This is a genomic window from Dactylosporangium sp. NPDC051541 (assembly GCF_044454505.1).
Taxonomy (GTDB): Bacteria; Actinomycetota; Actinomycetes; order Mycobacteriales; family Micromonosporaceae; genus Dactylosporangium.
The window spans coordinates 12702-28708 of sequence record NZ_JBITDU010000030.1 but is presented as its reverse complement, the minus strand read 5'-3'; the positions used below and the strand labels follow the sequence as shown (position 1 = coordinate 28708).

At 74.7% G+C, this 16007-nt stretch carries 13 protein-coding genes; all 13 read left to right on the top strand.

All coding sequences use genetic code 11. The features are described from left to right. The 13 genes from ACIA8L_RS54190 (at position 1) to ACIA8L_RS54130 (ending at position 15964) form a co-directional block, all read left to right on the top strand. Positions 1–1059, top strand: a complete 1059-nt coding sequence (locus ACIA8L_RS54190) for a conjugal transfer protein TrbL family protein (RefSeq protein ID WP_395917796.1) — start codon at positions 1–3, stop codon at positions 1057–1059. A gap of 57 nt (positions 1060–1116) precedes the next feature. Next, complete coding sequence (locus tag ACIA8L_RS54185) at positions 1117–3813, top strand: SCO6880 family protein (RefSeq protein ID WP_395917794.1); 2697 nt, start codon at positions 1117–1119, stop codon at positions 3811–3813. Further along, the gene (locus ACIA8L_RS54180; RefSeq protein WP_395917792.1) at positions 3813–6305 is read left to right on the top strand and encodes a type IV secretory system conjugative DNA transfer family protein; all 2493 of its coding nucleotides are present in this window, start codon (positions 3813–3815) and stop codon (positions 6303–6305) included. The genes ACIA8L_RS54185 and ACIA8L_RS54180 overlap by 1 nt, the downstream gene beginning before the upstream one ends. After that, positions 6298–7284 carry a replication-relaxation family protein gene (locus ACIA8L_RS54175; protein ID WP_395917790.1) on the top strand — a complete coding sequence of 329 codons (987 nt, stop codon included), beginning with the start codon at positions 6298–6300 and terminating at the stop codon, positions 7282–7284. Before ACIA8L_RS54180 ends, ACIA8L_RS54175 begins: the two co-directional genes overlap by 8 nt. 328 nt (positions 7285–7612) lie before the next feature. Beyond that, positions 7613–8293, top strand: a complete 681-nt coding sequence (locus ACIA8L_RS54170; RefSeq protein ID WP_395917788.1) for a hypothetical protein — start codon at positions 7613–7615, stop codon at positions 8291–8293. A 94-nt stretch (positions 8294–8387) separates the two neighbouring features. After that, positions 8388–9044: a GGDEF domain-containing protein gene (locus ACIA8L_RS54165; RefSeq protein ID WP_395917786.1), complete on the top strand. Its 657-nt coding sequence runs from the start codon at positions 8388–8390 to the stop codon at positions 9042–9044. Between the two features lie 56 nt (positions 9045–9100). Next, positions 9101–10099, top strand: a complete 999-nt coding sequence (locus ACIA8L_RS54160) for a DUF4192 domain-containing protein (RefSeq protein WP_395917853.1) — start codon at positions 9101–9103, stop codon at positions 10097–10099. Between the two features lie 43 nt (positions 10100–10142). Continuing rightward, positions 10143–10427, top strand: coding sequence for a hypothetical protein (locus tag ACIA8L_RS54155; RefSeq protein ID WP_395917784.1), 285 nt, complete (start codon positions 10143–10145; stop codon positions 10425–10427). A 265-nt stretch (positions 10428–10692) separates the two neighbouring features. Further along, complete coding sequence (locus ACIA8L_RS54150; protein ID WP_395917782.1) at positions 10693–11769, top strand: DUF4192 family protein; 1077 nt, start codon at positions 10693–10695, stop codon at positions 11767–11769. Between the two features lie 143 nt (positions 11770–11912). Further along, entirely contained in the window at positions 11913–12977 is a 1065-nt protein-coding gene (locus ACIA8L_RS54145) for an ArdC family protein (RefSeq protein ID WP_395917780.1), read from the top strand. Then, a complete protein-coding gene (locus ACIA8L_RS54140) occupies positions 12977–13897 on the top strand; it encodes a DNA-processing protein DprA (RefSeq protein WP_395917778.1) in 921 nt (306 codons plus the stop codon). The genes ACIA8L_RS54145 and ACIA8L_RS54140 overlap by 1 nt, the downstream gene beginning before the upstream one ends. Beyond that, positions 13881–14387 carry a hypothetical protein gene (locus tag ACIA8L_RS54135; protein WP_395917776.1) on the top strand — a complete coding sequence of 169 codons (507 nt, stop codon included), beginning with the start codon at positions 13881–13883 and terminating at the stop codon, positions 14385–14387. The genes ACIA8L_RS54140 and ACIA8L_RS54135 overlap by 17 nt, the downstream gene beginning before the upstream one ends. Before the next feature lie 212 nt (positions 14388–14599). After that, on the top strand, positions 14600–15964 hold the full coding sequence (locus tag ACIA8L_RS54130) for a hypothetical protein (protein ID WP_395917774.1): 1365 nt from the start codon (positions 14600–14602) through the stop codon (positions 15962–15964). Positions 15965–16007: the final 43 nt, after the last annotated feature.

Sequence of the window (16007 nt, the reverse complement as noted above, 5' to 3'; positions counted from 1 at the left end):
ATGGGCGACTGGAGCCCATCGTCGCTCTTCGCGCAGCTGATCAACCTGATCGCCGAGGGCGTCCTCGCCGCGCTGAACGCGCTGTGGGACCTGCTCGCGTCAACGGTGTTCACGAACCCGGACGTGACCGGGCTGCCGCAGGTCGAAGGGTTCGCCGGCCGGTCACTGCTGATCGTCAACGCCGTCTACGTGCTGGCGTTTCTGTGGGCGGCATTGCTGATCATGGGCCGCGGCCAGCTGGCCTCGCCGGTCGAGGCGGGCGAGCTGGTGCCGCGGCTGGTGCTGGGATTGCTCGGCGCGAACTTTGCGCTGCCCCTGTGCTCCTGGCTGATCACGTCATCAAACACCGCCACCGGTGCGTTGACCGGGCAGCCGATCGCGTCGCCGGAGTCACTGCAGCTACTGCGGGCCACGGTCGTGGCTGCGGTCCCGACGCAGAACCAGGGTGCGCCCGCGGCACTGCTGATGCTGCTGCTGGCGCTGCTCATCGCCGTGCTGGTGGGCACGCTCGTGGTGCAGTACATCACCCGGATCGGGCTGCTGGTGGTGCTGGCCGGGGTGGCGCCGCTGGCCCTGGCGATGCACGGCACACCGCAGACCGAGGCCGTCGCGAAGCTGTGGTGGCGCACCCTCGGCGGCGTTCTGGCAACGGTCATGCTGCAGGCGGTCGCCCTGCACACCGCGCTGACGGTGTTTCTGAATCCGGACACGAACTATGCCGTGCTGGGCCTGCCGGGTGAGTTCGACGCGACGATGAACCTCCTCGTCGTGCTGTGCCTGTTCTGGGGCATCATCCGCATCCCTCGCCTGCTGAGCCACTTCGTCACCCAGCCCCGGCCGGGCCGGGCGGTGACCGTCCTGCGGGTCCTGCTCGTGCAACAGCTGACCCGCACGGTGCGCCGGAGCCTGGGCCTCAGCGGCGGCCGCCGGGATGCTCATCGCTCCGCCGCCGGCACACCCGGACGGCGCCCGGCCCCCGCCGCACCCCGATCCCTTCCCGCGCCCCGCACCGCTCGCCCGCGGATGCGCGCGCCGTCGCTGCCTGCCCGCGGCCGCTGAACCCTCCCCCGTCTCGTCTCGCCGTACCTGGGTCCTCGGGCCCGGAAGGAGCCTGTCGTGCACACCGAACCCGACACCACCCCGGCCGCCCGCATTCCGGCCGACGTCGACACCCCCGACAAGATCGTCTATGGGCTGACCGCGCGGCAGCTGGCTGTCCTCGCCGTCGCCGCGGTCACCGATGTCCTGCTCTACCACGCGCTCGCCCGGCACCTACCGGCGCCGCTGCTGATCGCCGTCCTGATCCCGGCGACCGGTGCCGGAGTCGCCGTTGCCTTCGGTGCCCGCGACGGCCTCCCGCTGGAGCGGTGGCTGGGTGCGGCGCTGCGCTGGTGGCAGCAGCCACGGCGGCTGGTGCCGCGCCTGTCCGCAGCGCTGCCGCCGTGGGCGCCCCGGCCGGCCACGCCGGCCCCGGCGGTGGCGGCGCTGCGGCTGCCCGCGACCGCGATCACCGCGGCCGGGGTGATCGAGGCCGGCGAGCACACCGTGGCGCTGGTCGCCGCGACAACCGTGAACATCGGCCTGCGCACCGGCGATGAGCAGGAGGCGCTGCTGGCCGGGTTCGGCCGGTGGCTCAACGGCCTCACCGGCCCGGTGCAGCTCGTCGTCGCCGCGCAGCGGGTCGACCTGGACAGCCACGCCCAGCGGGTCGCCGCCGCGGTCGATGTCCTACCGCACCCGGCGCTGGCCGCGGCCGCCGCCGACTACGCGGCGTTCCTGGGCCGGCTGGCCGCGGAACGGGACCTTCTCGCCCGGCGGGTGACCGTCGCCGTGACCGGACCGGCCGGACCGGGCCGGGAGCGGGAGGTCCTGCGCCGCGCCGAGCACACCGCCACCGCCCTGGCCGCGCTGGGGGCGGAGACGGCGGTGCTGGACGGGCCGCGGGCCCTGGCGCTGCTGGCCACCGCCACCGACCCGTACACACCGGCGGACACGACCTGGCCCCGGTCCCGGCCCGACCTCCCGGTCACGGCCACCGGTACGACAGCGACCGGGCCCGCCGATGCCGAGACCCTCGCCACCACGGTCGGCCCGGCGGCGGTGCATGACCTGCCCGGGCAGCTGCAGCTCGGCGACGGCTACGCCGCCACCCTGGTCGTGACCGGCTACCCGGCACAGGTCGGCGCGGCCTGGCTGGACCCGCTGCTGGCCTGGCCGGGCCGCCTCGACGTGGTCCTGTACGTGGAGCCGCTGACCGCGCAGCAGGCCACGACCCGGCTGCGCCGGCAACGGGCCCGTCTCGAGTCGAACCGGCGCACCGACGCCGGGCAGGGCCGGCTCGTCGACCCCGCCACCGACGCGGCCGCCGACGACGCCGCGGAACTCGCCGATCGGGTGGCCCGCGGCGAGTCGCGGCTGTTCCGGGTCGGGCTGTACCTGTGCGTGCACGCCGCGACCCGCGACGAGCTCGCCGACGCTGTCGCCCAGATCCGCACGACGGCGGCGTCGCTGCTGCTGGACACCCAACCGGCGACGTGGCGACAGCTGACCGGCTGGCTGTCGACGCTGCCGCTGGGCTTCGACGGGCTGCGGATGCGCCGGGTCATGGACACCGACGCGGTCGCGGCCGCATTCCCCCTCGCCGGCCCCGACCTGCCGGTACCGCTGCCGGGCACCGCGACGTCGGCCGGTGGGGTCCTCTACGGGCTCAACCGCGACTCGGCCGGGGTGCTCTGGTGGGACGTGTGGGCCCAGCACAACGCCAACAGCGTGATCCTGGCCCGCTCCGGAGCCGGCAAGTCGTACTTCGTGAAACTCGGGCTGCTGCGGGCCCTCGCCGACGGTGTGCACTGCGCGGTCATCGACCCTGACAACGAGTACCTGCGCCTGGCCGAGGCGACCGGCGGAGCCACGGTGACCCTCGGCGCGGCCGGGGTCAGGGTCAACCCCCTGGACATCCCGGCCGGTGACCGCCGCCCGCAGGCCCGCACCGACCGGGCGCTGTTCCTGCACACCCTGATCGCGGTGCTGCTCGGCGAGGCGCTGCCACCGGCCGAACGGGCCGCGCTGGACCGGGCGATCCTGGACGCCTACGACACCGCCGGGATCACCGCCGACCCGCACACCTGGGACCGGCCGGCGCCACTGCTGCGGGACGTGGCCACGGCCTTGGACCGGCAGCGCCACAGCGCCGGCACGAGCCTCGCCGCCCGGCTCGTGCCGTGGACGTCCGGGTCGTTCCGTGCCCTGTTCGACGGGCCGACCACCACCGCGCCGACCGGGCACCTGGTCGTGTTCTCCACCCGGCTGCTCGCCGAGGAACTGCGCCCGGCCGGGATGCTCCTCGCCCTCGACGCGATCTGGCGCTGCGTCGACGGCGCGGGCCGCTCCGCCGTAGCGTCCGGCCCTGGCGGGCCGCCGCGGCGGCAGGTGATCGTCGACGAGGCCTGGACGCTGCTGCAGGACGCGGCCGGGGCCCGGTTCCTGGCCCGCCTCGCCAAGAGCGCCCGCAAACGCCGCGCCGGGCTGACCGTCGTCACCCAGGACGTCGGGGACCTGCTCGGCTCGGCGCTGGGCCAGGTGGTCGTCGCCAACGCGGCCACCCAGATCCTGCTGCGGCAGGCGCCGCAGGCGATCGACGCGGTCGCCGAGGCGTTCGGGTTGACCGGCGGTGAGGCCCGGCTGCTGCTCACCGCCCGCCGCGGCGAAGGGCTACTGCTGTGCGGGGCGCAGCGGGCCGGGTTCACCGCGGTCGCCTCCCCGGCCGAGCACCGGCTGTGCATCGGCGACCTCGACCCGGCCGAGCAGGCGTGATGCCGCCGCTGACGGATCTGCTCACCCACGTCGTCGTCGGAGTCGCCGCCTGGTGCCACGCCCATCCCACGCCGGTCGTGGCCATCGCTGTGGCAGCCGCGACGGTGCTGCAGGGTGGACGACTGCTGCTGGCCGGGCGGCAGCAGCACCGCCGGCACCGCGGGGCGCGGCTGCTCACGATCAGCCCGCCGCCGCAGGCCGACCCGGCCGGCACCGACGTGTTCTGGGCCACCGCCGCCGCGGCGCTGCGGACCCGGGGCTGGCGGCGGATCTGGCCCGGCCGCGGGCACCTGGCTGTGGAGTACCGGTGGGTCGAGCGGACCCTGACGATCGCCGTATGGGTGCCCGGCACCGTCCCGGCCGGCCCGATCCGTGCCGCGATCCACGGCGCCTGGCCGGGCGCGGTCGTCGCCGAGACCGAGCCGGCACCGCCGCTGCCCCTCGACGCCACCACCGCAGCCGGTGGGGTCCTCGCCCCGGTCCTGCCGGCGTGGTACCCGCTGCGCACCGAGCACAACGACGACCCGCTGCGGACCCTGATCGCCGCCGCGGCCGGGCTGCGTCCCGGTGACAGCGCCTGCGTGCAGATCCTGGCCCGCCCGGCCACGCTCGCCCAGCTGCGCCGGCTGCGGTCCGGCGCCACAGCGCTGCGCACCGGCACACCCGCCGGGGACGTCCTCGACCCGCTGCACTGGCTGCACGCCGCCGCCGACCTGCTGCAGCCGGCGACCCAGCGAACCCGGCCGACCGGGCGCGACGCGCAGCGAGACCGCGACGCCCGGGCCGCCGCCGACAAGGTCAGCGGCCCCCAGTGGCAGGTCACCGTCCGCTACGGCGCCGCCCACACCGACCCCCGCGGTGGTGAGCCCGCCGCGCAGCGGCCCCGCATCCAGGCCGTCGCCCACGACCTCGCCGTCGCCTTCGGCGTCTACACCGGCCGCAACCAGCTGCGGCACCGCCCGTCCCGCCACGCGATCGCCCTGCTCGCCGGACGCTCCCCCGGTCCGGGCTGGCTGCTGGGCGCGGCCGAACTCGCCGCGCTGAGCGGGCTGCCCCGCGACCTGGCCGTGCCCGGCCTGGACCGGGCGCAGGCCCGGCCGATGCCGGCCCCGCCGATGATCGCCACCGGCGGGCGCGGCACGAAAGCTCTCGGCACCGCCGCCGTCGGCGGCCGGCCCGTCGCGCTCGCCGTCGCCGATGCCCGCCAGCACCTGCACGTGCTCGGCTCCACCGGCTCCGGCAAAAGCACCCTGCTGGTGAACCTGGCCCTGGCCGACATCAACGCCGGCCGTGGCACCATCGTCATCGACCCCCGCGGCGACCTCGTCATCGACCTGCTCGAGCGGATCCCGGCCCGGCACGCCGACCGGCTCGTCCTCATCGACCCCGACCAGCCTGCCGGCACGACCCTGAACCCGCTCAGTGGCGACGACCACGACCTGACCGTCGACAACATCGTGTCGATCTTCAGCCGGATCTTCGCCAAACACTGGGGGCCACGCATCGACGACACCCTGCGGGTGGCGTGCCTGACCCTGCTGCGCCGGCCCAACGCCACCCTCGCGCTGATCCCGCAACTGCTCAACGACCGCCGGTTCCGCCAGCCGTACACCACCGAACTCGACGACCCCGAAGGGCTGCGCGGCTTCTGGGAATGGTTCGAGTCCACGCCACCACCGCTGCGGGCGCAGATCACCGGCCCGGTCCTGGCCCGGCTGCGGGCGTTCCTGCTGCGCGACTTCGTCCGCCGCACCTTCGGCTCGCCACACTCCAGCGTCGACATGCGCGCCGTCCTCGACGGCGGCATCCTCCTCGCGCGGCTGCCCAAAGGCCAGCTCGGCGAGGAAACCACCCGGCTGATGGGCTCGTTCATTCTCGCCTCGGCCTGGCAGGCGGCGACCGGGCGCATCCGGGTGGCCGAGCAGCGCCGCCGCGACGCCGTCGTCTACATCGACGAGGCGCACAACTTCCTCAACCTGCCCGGCAGCGTCGCCGACATGCTCGCCGAGGCCCGCGGCTACCACTTCGGCCTCGTCCTGGCCCACCAGAACCTGGCCCAGATGCCGCGCGAAACACAGCAGGCGCTGTCCGCGAACGCCCGCAACAAGATCTTCTTCTCGTGCGCGCCCGAGGACGCCCAGCAACTGGCCAGACACACCCTGCCGGAGCTCACCGACTACGACGTGTCGCACCTGGGCGCCTACACCGCCGCCTGCCGGCTCATCGTCGCCGGCCGGGAAACCCCCGCGTTCACCCTGCACACCAATCCGCCCGCACCGACCCTCGGCAAACCCGGGCCGCTGCGCCGCGCCGCGGCCGCGGCGATGGCCGCCCGGGTCCGCCGCTTCGCCGCCGACGCCGACGAGCCGCCGCAGGGCGGCCCCGGGCCGGCCCTGGGGGCGGCCCCAGACCCGGCCCCGCAAGGCCCCGCCGGGCCGCCCCCGGGCCGCCCCTCCCCCGGCGGACACGCAGGTGGGAGCCACCGTGCCTGAACCCAACACAACCCGACAGCTCTCTTCCGGAGAGCCATCCCCGCCGGGGAGAACCACCGGCGGATCGCCGCGTGACGCGGCCCGCCCAGCAATCGCCGCGCTCATCGCCGTCGCCAACCGGCTCCGACCCCGCGACTACACCATCGCCACCCTCCTCGACGCGCACACCGCACTCACCACCGACCAGCTGACCGCGATCCTGTTCACGAACCGGGTCACCTGCCGGCACCGGCTGCGGGAACTGCACCTGCTGCGGTTCATCGACCAGTTCCCGCATGTGCGCCCCGGCGGTGTCACGACCGCGTGCTGGGTGCCCGGCGTCCTCTCGGCCCGCTACACCGCCCTGATCCGCGACGAGTCACCGCCGACGGCGCGGATGCTGCAGCTGCGCCAGGACCGGGTCATGGTCAGCCCGATCCTGCCGCACCTGCTCGAGGTCAACGACGTCTTCGTCGGCCTCCTCGCGCACGCCCGGCGGGCCGGAACCGGGCGGCTGCTGCGCTGGTGGTCGGAGCGGGCCACCGCCGCCGCCTACGGCCGTCGCATCCACCCCGACGGCCACGGTGTGTGGGCCGACGGCGGCGGCAGCGCCGGGTTCTTCCTGGAACTGGACCGCGGCACCGAGACGATCGGCCGGCTCGTCACCAAGCTCGCCGCATACCGGCGACTGCGCCTCGACGGCGGGCCCGGCTACCCGGTCGTGTTCGTCCTGCCCAGCCCCGCCCGGGAACGGCATCTGCAGCAGCGCCTCGCCGACACCGCCGACCTGCACGAACCCCTCGTCGTGGCGACAACGGTGCCGGCGGTGGTCGCCGCCGCCGGGCAGGGTGTGGCCGGGCCGGTGTGGTGGCGGGCCGGACAGCGCGCGTCCCGGGTCGGGCTGACGCGACTGCCGGATGGACACGGCGAACCCGGTCCGCTCAACCCGGGCGCGCCACCGCCGACCGACGACCCGCTGTACCCGCTGACCCTCGGCTGAGCCGCCGGCTGTTGGGTGCGGGCTGCCCAACAGCGGCCGCAGCCCGGCGCTGCTGTTGGGTGCAGCGGCTACGGTCACGACTCCACAGCACAGCACCACCCAGGGTTGCTTCGCCCGCGAACCCGGGCTTGCCGGCACCCACCCGCCAGCACCGCTGGCCGGTCGGTCCGGCTCCCCTCGCCGACGCCCCAACCCGCCCGCACCACATCGGCCATGGCCGCGCCACCACGCGCTGCATGCGCCCGGCGCACCCGCGCCCACTCCCCCACGGCCGGTTCTCCGGCTGCCCGTGTGCTGCAGCACACCCAACCCCTGTTGGAGGTCCATCATGTCAACCGCGGACACCCGTCTGGTTGTCGTCTGCCTGCCCGACGGCGGCACCCCCGGCACGCTCGTCGCCGATGCCGTCAACCGGTGCCTGCCCGTATCCGGTCGCGGCTGCCCCGCCGACATCAGCCTGGCCGGCCATTTCGCCTACCGCACCCGGCGGGTCAGCAAGCTCGTCGAACCGTGGCAGTACCGCGCGAGCGGCGGCCCGGTGCGGCTGCTGGACCTGTCCGCGATGCGGGCCGACTGGCACGCGCAGGCCTGGCAGCGGTGGCAGCTGTGGTCCCACGTCGTGGCCCACCTGCCGATTGCCCGGCCGTTCTGGGTGTTCGCCCGCAAGCACCAGGACAACCCGCGCCGCTACCCGATCACCAGGGCGCAGCAGGACTATCTGGCCCAGCCCCGCATCATCGCGATGCGGATGCACAACGCCTTGGCCACCGCCGGGCAGCTGCTGCTGCCGACGAACGAGCTCGAGGCATTTCAGGCCGGTCCGGAACAGTACTGCGGTCTCGGCTGGCTGCAGGCGGTACCCGGCTCGGCGTTCATCGACCCGGACGGCGGCTACCACACAGCCGCGTCGGGCCGGCTCGCCGACCACGTCGCCTACCTGGCAGCAGCCAACCACCACATCGACCGTCTCGGCCGCACCGCCGCCCTGGTGGCACTCGCGGTCAGCTGACCCGGTCTACCGCAGCGGCCCGTACCGGTGTTCCGGTGCGGGCCGCTGCCATGTCCGCCGACGGATCCGCACCCCCACAGAAGGAGCCCAGCCGATGCCGACCCCGCCCACACCCGCCCGTCCGACACCACGCCGGCGGACTTCGACGCTCGCCGTGCTCACCGCCGTCCTCACCGGCTGGATGGTTGACCGCAGCCGTGCCGCGGCCCGCATCCGCGACCTGACCCGCCAGCTGGCCGAGGCCAACACCGACCCGGTCACGGGCCTGCCGGTGCGGCGCCTGGCCGAGCAGTGGCTCGCCACCGTCCGCAGCCCGCACACCGTCGCCCTGCTCGACGTCGACGGCATGCACCGCCTCAACGCCGAGCACGGCCATCTCGGCGGTGACATCTTTCTGCGGGTTGTCGCCCACGAACTGCAACGCCTGGCCGAACCCGGCGACCTCGTGGCCCGCATCGGCGGCGACGAGTTCCTGCTGCTGACCTCCTGCCCTGCCGAGATCGTTGCCGTGCGGCTGCAGCGCCTGCCGCACACCCCGATCCCCGTCAACGGCATCGTCGTGCCGCTGCGCTGCAGCGTCGGGGTGTACGAAGGCCGCAGCGACCTGCACACCGCGCTGGGCTGCGCCGACGCAGCCATGTACACGGCGAAACGGTGCGGCGGCGGCATCGCCGTCTACGACCGGGCCCGCGACGGTGACCCGCCGCCGGCCGGACACCGCTCGCCCGTGCGGCGCCGCGACACCCCATGAATCCAGCAGCCATCCAGCTGCCACCCATCCACCTGCGAAGGAGTACATCCGTGTCAATGTCCGACCCCCGCCTTGCCGTCCGCAATCTTCACGACCTTGTCGTGCTGCTGCCCTACCTTGCCGGCTTCCATCCCAGCGACAGCCTGCTCTACGTTCTGATCCGTGACCGACGCCTCGTGGGACTGGTCCGCACGAACCTCACAACCGACGACGTCGCCGCACGCGACGCCGGCATCGCGGCCGTCCGCGAGGCGTCCGCACTGCAGCAGATCCCGGAGGTTGTCCTCGTCGGCTACGGCGACGAAGCGCCGGTCGCAGCAGCAGTAGCGGCCGCGACCGAGGCGCTGCAGACCGACAGCGTCGACATCATGGCCCAGGTCCGTGTCGCTGACGGCCGGGGGTATCTCCTCGACGGCGACGGCCGCCCGGTCAGCGACTTCCCACTCCAGCCGGACCACGCCCCGGCGGTCGCTGGGGCCGTTGCGCAGGGGCTGGTCGCATACTCCAGCCGCGACGCCGTCGCGGCGCGGGTCGCCGCGGTCACCGGCACCCAACGCGCCGCCATGGACACGGCCGACCAGGCCGCCCGCTCGCGGCTGCTGGATCTGTACCGCGAGGTCCTCGGCTCCGAGCCGGCACAGCCGGTCAGTGCCCTGGCGCCGATCCTGCGTGAGCGCGGCACGGCAGCCGTCCACGACGCCCGGCAGCGGGCCGGCGACGGGCAGGTGCTCGCCGACGCCGACGTGGCCTGGCTGGTGCTGCTGCTGCGGCAGGCCGACGTCCGCGACGACACGCTGCGCGGCTGTGACGGCAGCCCTGCCGAGGTGGCGCTGTGGACCGACATCACCCGCCGCGCCGACCCGTCAGCGGCCCTCGCCCCAGCCTGCCTGGTCGCGGTCAACGCCTACCTGGCCGGCGACGACATGCTGGTCAACACCGCGATCGAACGGGCTCTGCGCATCGACCCGCAACACCGCCTCGCCCAGCTGCTGTTCGACATCCAGCGCCGCGGTATCGACCGGGATGTCGTACGCCAGCTCTTCGCCAGGATGTGAGCGCCGTGGCACACACCGACCGACCGCCGGCGGTGCCGGGCCGGTGAGCAACCGATACGAGTGGTACCTCGGGTCGCCGCCGGCCTGGCTTTGCGGCCCGGACGACGGTCTCTGGGACGAGGCCGAGGACGGCAACGACGAGCGGCATTGGGCGTTGGTCATCGGCGATCCCGGATCGGCCGCGCTGGTCATCTACGGCGATCCGGCGGACCTGCGCGCGGCCGTCGCGCAGCTTGCCGCTGCGGTCGGCGCGTTGCCCGCAGCAGACCAGGTCATCGACGGTGATCCGGTCCCGCGCACACCGGAACCGCCGGGCGGCAGAACATGACCAGCCAGTGGGCCGATGCGGCGCACCGCAACGCAGCGCCGAACGTGCCACCGGCTGCCGCTGCACGGCTGCCTGGCAGGTCAGCGACCGGCGGCACATCGCCCGCCGCCGGCATGGCCCGATAACCGCAACGGCAAGCACCGCCTCTGCAGCCGCACTGCCCCATTGGCGGGGCAGCGGCCTCACCTCGTGCCTACGGGCCGGCTGGGGCCGCGCGGGTCCCAGCCGGTCCGCCGCCACGAGGCGGGGACAGGAGGCCATCATCATGGCCACGCACCATCACCGCTGGCGCGGCCGTCGCGCCGGCGTCGAGCCGACCCCCGGCATCATGACCGTCACACCGCCGCCCGCAGCCGGCCGGCTGCGGTTGGACGACGACAACGACCTCGTCACCGCCGTGCCGTACCTCGTCGGTTTCCACCCCGAGGACAGCCTGGTCTGCGTCTGTCTGCGCGGCGACCGGCTCGGCCCGGTCCTGCACATCACGTCCCGGCTCGATGCGCCCGCCCGGGCCGTCGCCGCGGGCGCCGACGCATGCCGCGCCGCGGAGGTCACCGCGGTGTACCTCATCGGCTACGGCCGCGCCGACCACGTCGACGCGGTGAGTGTGCCGCTCGCCGCGCGGCTGGCCGCCGAGCACGTGATCGTGCTGCGGATGCTGCGGGTCCAGGACGGCCGCGGCCATGTCCTCGGCGGCAACGGGCACCAGTGCGGCCTGTTCGCGGTCGAGCCGGGTCGCAGTACGGTCGCCGGGCATCCGCTGCTGCGCGGGCGGGTCGTGTACGCCAGCCTGGCCGAGGTCGAAGCGACCGCCGCTGCGGTCACCGGCGACGCCCGTGACGCCATGCACACCGCGGCCCGGGCCGCCCGGGTCCGGCTCGACGAGCTGCGGCGCGGCACTGCACTCGCCGGCGCGCCCGACCGGGGCCGGCAGCGGTTCGAGGTGCTGCGCCTCGCTGAAGGGATCAGGGCCGTGGGCCGGGCCCGGGCCGTGACCGGCCGGCTGTCGACCGCGGCGGTGGCGTGGCTGGTGCTCATGCTGACGGATCGCGACGTGCACTTCGACGCTGCGGCCGGCTGTGACGGCAGCCCCGGCGAGATCGAGCTGTGGGCCGATGTGACCCGCCGGGCCGCCCCGCGCCTCGTCGCCGGACCGGCGGCGCTGCTGGCCCTGAACGCCTACCTCGGGTCGCAGGACGCCCTCGCCGTTGTCGCGCTGGCCCGGGCGTTGGCCGCCGACCCCGGCAACGAGCTGGCCCGGATCGTCGCCGAGGCGCAACGGCGCGGCGTCGACCGCGCCGGCCTGCGGGCCGCGTTCACCCGGACGCAGCCCCTGCGATAGCGCACCCGGCCGCCGCGGCCGGATCAGCCTGACCGTCCCGATACCCGGGGCGGCGGCCTCACCTCGTGCCTACGGGCAGGCTGGGGCCGCGCGGGTCCCAGCCTGTCCGCCGCCACGAGGCGGGGAACAGGAGGGCCACGCTGATGGCCACGCAACATTCACCGGCCGGGGACACGGCAACCCCGGCAACCGAACAGCCCGGCGGCGAGCACGCCGAGCTGCTGGTGAAGATCCAAGCCGACTTCGACGCCCGGCTCGCCGCGATGGCGGCCCAGCCGGCACGGTGGGTCGAGTTCATCGACCACGCCGCCACGCTCGGCGCCCGCTACAGCCTCGGCAACCAGATCCTGCTGCTGGTCCAGGCCGAGGAGCGCGGGATCACCCCGCGGCACTTCCTGCCGTTCGGCCGCCGTGACCACTCCACCGGCTGGCGCGCCCACGGGCGCTGGGTCCGGACCGGGCAGCGGGCGTTCAAGGTCTGGGCGCCGATCACCCGCCGACCCGGTGACGAGCAGGTCACGGCCTGGGAAGCGGCCGGGCGCACCGTCGCCCGGGATGCCGCCGGGCGCCCGGCGGTGCAGGTGGTCGGGTTCCGGCTGGTGAACGTCTTCGAGCTCAGCCAGACCGACGGTGAGCCGTTCGAGGTTCCGACCGTCGCGGTCCGCCGCCGCGTCCGATCGCACGGCAGCGCACCCGTGCGCCTGGACGGTGACGACCCGACCGGTGCCTTCGACGACCTGGTCCGGCTCATCACCGCCGCCGGGTACCGCTTCGAGCTGCGCCCGCCACGCTCCGGGTATCTCGGCGCTGCCGACGGGGTGACGGTGCGCCGCCCGGGTCTGCAGGTCGTGCAGGTCCGCGACGACGTCGAGGCGAGCCAGCGCACCAAGACGGCGATGCACGAGCTGGCACACATCCGCTGCGGACATCTCGACACCACGGCCGGGGCGCGGCTGCACCGCGGCCGGGGCGAGACCGAGGCGGAGAGCGTCGCGCACATCGTGCTGCGGGCCATGGGTCTGGACAGCGCCGAGTTCTCCGACGCGTACGTGTTCGACTGGGCCGGCGGCGACCTGGACCTGGTCAGATCCTGCGCCGACGCGGTTCTACGAATCGCCCGGCAGATCCTGGCCGACCTCACCCCGGCCGGGCTGGCCGGCGACACCGGCCCCGGCCTGGTCGCCGCGGCGGAACGGGTGACCGGGTGATGGACGTCCACTTCGAGGAGCGGTTCGCCCGGGCGGCGCTGGGCTGGCTGTGCGAACCCGGCGAGCAGCGCCTGCGTTACCTGTTGGCCCGGCACAGCCCGGTCGAGGTCCTTGACCTGCTGCGCCGCGACGGCGTGCCGTACACCGCCCGAACGGAGATCCGGCACCTGCCGGCCCGGCGCCGCTGGGACGAGGCGCTGCTCGCGCTCGAGGACGCCGAACGTGCCGGCGGCCGGATCCTCATCCCGGCGGACCCGGCGTGGCCGGGCGGGTTGCGTGACCTCGGCGACGGCGAGCCGGTGTGCCTGTGGGCCCGCGGCCCGATCGCGCAGTTCCAGCTGCACGCGTCGGTGACCGTCGTCGGGGCCCGGGCCTGCACCGGCTACGGCACCGCGGTGACGGCCCGCCTGGCGGACGGCCTGGCTGAGCAGTACCACACGGTGGTGTCGTCCGCAGCGTCCGGCATCGACGGCACCGCGCTGCGCGCGACGCTGACCGGGGGTGGCGCGGCCGTCGCGGTGCTGCCGTGTGGCCTCGATCAGCGCTATCCGGCCCCGAACCGGCCTCTGCTCGACCGGCTCGCCGGGGAAGGCCTGCTGTTGAGTGCCTGGCCACCCGGCGCCCGGCCGGGACCGCGCCGCAACGACGCGAACCGGGTGCTGCTGGCCGCGCTGACGGCCGGCACCGTCGTCATCGAGGCCCTGATCCGCAGCCACGCGCTGCGGGTCGTCGGTCACGCCGTAGCCCTGGGCCGGGCCGGTATGGCGGTGCCCGGGCCCGTCACCGCGGTGACGTCGGCCGGCTGCCACCGGCTGCTGCGCACCGATCCGCGGGTGCGCCTCGTCACCAGCGCCGAGCAGGTGGTCGCCGAACTCCGCGACACCGCGGACGGCGGTGAGGGCCGTGCCTGCAACACCTGACATTCCGGCACACCTGATCCGCCGGCCGCGCCAGGGCGGTCTGGTCGTGCCGTGGATCACGCCCGCGACCCCGGACGGAGTGGCGCTGTTCGGCACCGTCTCCGACGTCGCCCAGCACGACTGCCTGCTACGCAGCCTCTGCCAGATCTGCCGGCAGCCGCTGTCACGGCGGGCGGTGCTGTTCGCCCGGGCGTCGGACCTCGGCCACGCCTGCACCGCCGAACCGGCCCTCTGCCCGCCGTGCGCGGCCTACAGCCGCCACGCCTGCCCGATGCTCGCCGGGCGGCGCACCCAGTACCGGGCCACCGGCCACCCGGCGCTCGCCGCGATGCCGGAGGGTGCGGACGCGGCGCTGCGCCGGGCGGCACCCGCCGAGGCGTGGTTCCCGGTCTGGGTCGCCGACTACGACGTCGTGGAGCACCCGGCCCGGCCGGGCACGCTCGCCGCGTCGTGGCAGCGGATGCCGCCGCTGCGCATCCGGCCGCTGTAGCGGCAGCAGGCCTGCCGGCCGGCGCTGCACGCGTCGGCGTTCCACCCACCTGAGGCCACGGACCGACCCCGGCCTCAGCTGCCCAATCCCGGTTCAACCTTCCCGGAGCCCGCACCGGCCGTGCGCCGAAGCGCCCGGGGTTGACCCCGGGGCTTCGGCGTGCAAACCCGGTGCGGCGCCGCGGGACACCGTCATGGAAAGGATGCGGCGCCATGTTGGAGCCCTCCGCACAGATCACGGACGTCCTCAGCACCGTCAACACCCGCCTGGCCACCGGCCCCGGCCTGCAAGCACTGCGGCAGCGGGCCGCAGAGTTCCCCGACCCTCTCACCGCCAGCCTCACCGGCATCGCCCTGGACCCGGCCGCCCGCGACATCGCCGAGCAGCTCCTCGACCGCACCTGGTCCGACGAGCAGCGCCGGCAGGAGATCCTCGGCTTCAGCCCGACCGACCGCGAGGTCATCATCGGCAGCGGTATCCACGCCGCCGTCTACGCCGCGGTCCGGGTGCTGCGCGGCCACCCGCGGCCCCTGGTCCTGGAACGCGCCGACCGGGCCGGTGGCACCTTCGCGATGACCGCCCGGCCCACGTTCCGGCTCAACTCCCGCAACCGGCCCGGCGGAGCCGGGCTCGCCGGCGACCAGGGGGCAAATCTCAACTACCTTCCCGGCGCGCCGATCCAGGCCGCGAACGTGTCCATGGCCGAATACCAGACGAACGTCGACCTGGCCCTCGTCATCCGGCTGACCCTCGCCCAGTGCGCCGACGTCGTCACCGGCACCGAGGTCAGGGCCGTCTCGTCGGCCGCCAGCGGCGTCGAGATCGAGTTCACCAACCGCAACCCGCTGTTCGCCGGGCGGATCCTCGACGCCCGCGGCCTCGGTGACCCGGCCGGGCAGGACCTCGCCGACGGCACCACGATCCTCACCTTCGCGCAGTTCATGCAACGCATGGCCGGCACGTGGCCGCTACGCGGGGTCCACCGGGCCGCCGTCGTCGGCGGCGGCGACGCCGGCAAGTGCGCGGTCGAGTCGATGCTCGGCATCGCCCCGCAACCACCGATGGCCGCCGCCGCCCTGGACCACGTCGAGCGCATCGACTGGTACGCCGACAACCTGCCGACCACATGCACCGCCTGGCCGGACCGGGTCCGCGGCCGCTACCAGGCCATCGGCCGCAGCCTCCGACCCGACCGGTTCGGCGCCCAGCGGCTCTACGTCCTGCAGCGCCGGGCCCGGCCGATCCCGCTGCCCGGCGCCGCCCTGATCGACGGCCGCAGCTACGACCTCGTCGTGCTCTGCACCGGCTACCGCGAAACCCCGATCGAAGGGCTCCGCGCCGGCTACTTCGAACGGTACGACACCGGCGAGCTCGACGGTGGCGACGGTGTCACCATCGCCACCAAGCACGAGTTGCTGCCCGCATTCCGGATCGGCCCGCACGCCGGGCTGCCGTTCACCGACCGCGAGCGAAGCGACGGCGTCGCCGACATCTCCGACAACGCCGCCTCGATCTTCCGCACCGCGAGCAACACCGCCACCCTCGCCGCCGTCCTCGGCAAGCCCGGCAACGCCTGACCCGAACCTGCAACACCGGTTTGGACGGTGTCACCGGGCGTCG